General features: G+C 44.2%; 4 protein-coding genes. 3 read left to right on the forward strand and 1 reads right to left on the reverse strand.

Features of this window, described 5'->3' with window-relative positions; genetic code table 11:
• The first annotated feature begins 30 nt into the window (after positions 1–30).
• The gene (locus tag F7C14_RS01825) at positions 31–807 is read left to right on the forward strand and encodes a TrmB family transcriptional regulator (RefSeq protein ID WP_290899330.1); all 777 of its coding nucleotides are present in this window, start codon (positions 31–33) and stop codon (positions 805–807) included.
• Here the strand turns inward: F7C14_RS01825 and F7C14_RS01830 are convergent.
• Entirely contained in the window at positions 781–1200 is a 420-nt protein-coding gene (locus F7C14_RS01830) for an NUDIX domain-containing protein (protein WP_290899334.1), read from the reverse strand. The two genes, F7C14_RS01825 and F7C14_RS01830, sit on opposite strands and share 27 nt — an antisense overlap.
• Before the next feature lie 227 nt (positions 1201–1427).
• On the opposite strand from F7C14_RS01830, the gene F7C14_RS01835 reads away from it, so the two are divergent.
• Together F7C14_RS01835 and F7C14_RS01840 are read left to right on the forward strand one after the other, a co-directional pair.
• Entirely contained in the window at positions 1428–3290 is a 1863-nt protein-coding gene (locus F7C14_RS01835) for a PEP-utilizing enzyme (protein ID WP_290899339.1), read from the forward strand.
• Positions 3291–3388: 98 nt separating this feature from the next.
• Positions 3389–3589, forward strand: a 201-nt coding sequence (locus tag F7C14_RS01840) for a PEP/pyruvate-binding domain-containing protein (protein WP_290899342.1), incomplete at its 3' end; no start/stop codon positions are given.

A 3589-nucleotide genomic window follows, 5' to 3' on the forward strand; every position in this document is an offset into this window, starting at 1 on the left:
AAGTAATGCTTTGAATTTCAATACATTGTAATGCAGGAATATAAGTCACGGTTGACAAACATTCTGGAAGATCTGGGTTTGAGTAAGACGGAAGCTGAAATATATCTGCTCCTACTGAAGAGATCGGGAGCTTCAGTAAGCGAGTTAGCCAAAGAAGTCGGATTGACCAGACAGAGAATCTACGACATCCTGGAAAATTTGAGTGAAAAAGGGCTAATCTACGTTTCAGCACAGAAGCCAAGGAGATACTATGCCGTATCTCCGGAAGTTGCTACTTCGATGCTCATAAGGGATGTTGAAAAGAAGTTGTATAATTTGTTCAAATTGAGAGAGGAATTTCTTAACATTGTAAGGTCGATAGGCGTGAAGGGAAACGTATCGAACACGATCTCCTACGAAGTGACTGGAAGAAGAGTGTTGATAAGCACGATTAAAGAGTTCATAAACAAAAGCGATGAAGAGCTCGCCATCGCCGCCACAAGCAACGAATCTATTAGGATAGTTTACGAGTACAAGCCCGAGATATTCGAAGCAAGTGAGAGAGGAGTGAAAATATATCTGCTCGCCCCCCTCAGCGAGCTTCCGAGGGACATAGTAGAGACGTTAAACAAAGTAGCTATCTGCTCGGAATTCAAATCTTCCGCGAGAATGTACGTTAGGGACTGCGAAGAAGCGATAATAATGCCTTCAGAAGGTAGCTTAAAAGAGAGAAGGTGGTATGACGAAGCTGTAGTTTTGAAGAACAAGGACATATCGAGGGCGATAAGAGATTTAATCTTGTCAAGATTCGATGAACTCCCTAACTAAATCCGATTCCAGCAGGAACTCTTTTCTCAGGTAGCTGTCTATCTCTTCCACAGAAATCCACTTGACTTCTTCAACATCGTCTCCCGCCTTTGCTTCTCCTCCAAGCAATCTGCAAGAAAAGACTATGTGCAACGTCTGCTGCTCTCCAATTTCGTTCGGCCAGACGAGCTTTTTTGGGATAACGTCGATAATTCTCTCTGCCCTTACTTTGTACCCAGTCTCTTCCTCAATCTCCCTTTCAACAGCCTCCCAAGGATTCTCTTCGTATTCCAACCTTCCTCCTGGGAAATGCCACTCACCCTGCAACGGGTGGGGATCGTCTCTCCTTTTCAATCCGATGAGAACCCTGTCTCCATCCTTAACAACGCCTCTAACGATCACCTCAAACTTCATGGAGGATTCAAAAGAAGGAAGCAATAAGAAGATTTTTCAACACCAGATGTTGACAAAGTTATTTACGTTTTTGAGCTCATCAAGATTTTGCCTGTGAATTAACTCGTTCCCAAAGAAAAATTTAGCCAATTAGAATTAGCTTTTAGCTTTTAAACTTTTCAATGACAATTGTTGACAAAGAGCTAAATATTTCTAATTATTTATTGTTTTGAAAATTTTCGGGCGAGGTGGTAGTTTTGGGAAACGGATTTCCTAAACCTCTGGAAGTGGAAATTCCGAAAGAGCTTGAGGGATGGGAGGAGATGTATCCTCCGCATTACATATTCAGCGAAGAGAGAAAAGAGTGGGAAGAAAGACAGTTCTGGTATTTGGACAAGATACACGCACCAGATCCAATGTATCCCTTCGACCTGATCTTTCACGAAGCTTGGCAGATCGCTTTAGCTCAGTACAACACGAGAGTCTTCTGCATTCCTCCAGCGCAGGGAGTTGCTCAAAGAATTCTCGGTTGCTACTTCTACATTTGCGCCGTAGAGCCTCCGAGCGAGGAGACAATTAAAAAGAAAGCCGAACTTTTCCAAAAAAGAGCTTTTTGGGTTTTTCAGAATTACAAAAGCGAAAATTTGTATGAGAAGTGGGAGAAGAAGTTCAGAGAGCTCGGAGAGTACGTTAAGAACATAGAGGTTCCAGACTTACCAACCTTCGAGCCGGAAGAGAGAGTGATCCCGGAGCCAAGGGGATACTATTCCTCCTACGACTTGATGGAAGCCTACGACAAGCTGATAGATGCGATATTCAAAGCTTGGCAGTACCACTTCCAATACTTAAACCTGAGCTACTTAGCTTACCTGACTTTTGCTGATGTTGTCAGAAAGCTTTTCCCCGGAATAAGCGAGTCCACGATAGGTAAGATGGTGGCTGGAGCAGATGTGGTGATGTTTCGACCGCAGGAGGAGCTTGCAAAACTTGCGAGGCTCGCTATTTCCCTTGGAGGCAGGGTTGTGGGGATACTAAAATCGGACAAAAGCCCAGAGGAGAAGATTGAAGAATTAAAGACTTTTCCGGAAGGGAGAGAGTGGCTTAGGGACTTCGATGAAGCGAAAGATCCGTGGTTCTACGTTTCCTGCGGTAGCGGGTGGTTCCACTATGAAGGTAGTTGGATAAACACTCTGGAAGTTCCTTTCAGCTACTTGAAAAGCTACATAGAAATGCTTGAAAAGGGTGAGACGATAGAAAGAGACATCGACGAGATACACAAAGCGAGAGAGAAGCTTGTTGAGGAGTACAGAAAGCTAATCAAAACCGATGAAGATAGAAAGGCGTTTGACGAAGCGTACAAGATGGTCAGAGACATTTACGATTACGCTGAAAATCACCTCTTCTGGGTCGAGCACTGGTTCCACACGATAGTTTTTGAGAAGATGAGAGAGTTCGGCAGACTTTTCGTCAGATACGGAATGCTAAACGAAGAAGACGACATCTTCCTCTTCAATCGCTTTGAGATTCCGATGATAATTGAAGATCTCGTCACCGCTTGGGCTCTGGGAGAGAACGTTCCTCCAAGAGCTGAATACTGGAAAAGAAAGGCTGAGAAGAGAAAGAAGATCCTCGAAGCGGCAAGGAACTGGACGCCTCCTCCAGCTTTGGGAACCGTGCCGGAGGAGATTGCCGAGCCGTTTACCGTGATGCTTTGGGGAATAACTTCGGAGAAGGTCAGCGAGTGGATTAAGGGAGTTACCTACCACCCAGAGGAGGTTACAGAGATTAAGGGATTTGCTGCCTCAGCCGGAGTAATTGAAGGAAAAGCGAGGGTCATAAGGTTCTTGGACGAGATAGATCAGGTGCAAGAGGGAGAGATCCTCGTCTGTCCGAATACTAACCCAAGCTGGGCTCCAGTTTTCACGAAAATAAAAGCTGCTGTGACTGACATAGGAGGATTGACAAGCCACGCTGCGATAGTTTGTAGGGAATACGGAATACCAGCTGTAACTGGAACGGGAATAGCTACGCAGGTGATAAAAACCGGAGACATAATCAGAGTGGACGGAGACAAAGGAGTCGTAACGATTGTGAAGAGAGTTGAAGAATAGCCTCACTTTTTTACACTATTATTTTTAATCAATGCTAAGACTTGACAAGGTTTTAAATATCACGATATATAATTGACTATTGTGCCGAGGGATTGGTTATGAAATATGTAAAGTGGTTTGATGAAATAAGCAAAGAAGATATCGGCATAGCCGGAGGGAAAGGAGCGAATTTAGGGGAGATGGTAAAAGCTGGCTTTCCGATTCCACCCGGCTTCGTTATCACAATAAACGCTTTTGAGGAGTTTCTTGAGGGAGCTAAAAAGAGAGGGAAGAAAGCGCAAATAGCGAGGATAATATCC

It is taken from the genome of Ferroglobus sp. (genome assembly GCF_015521575.1).
Classification (GTDB): domain Archaea; phylum Halobacteriota; class Archaeoglobi; order Archaeoglobales; family Archaeoglobaceae; genus Ferroglobus.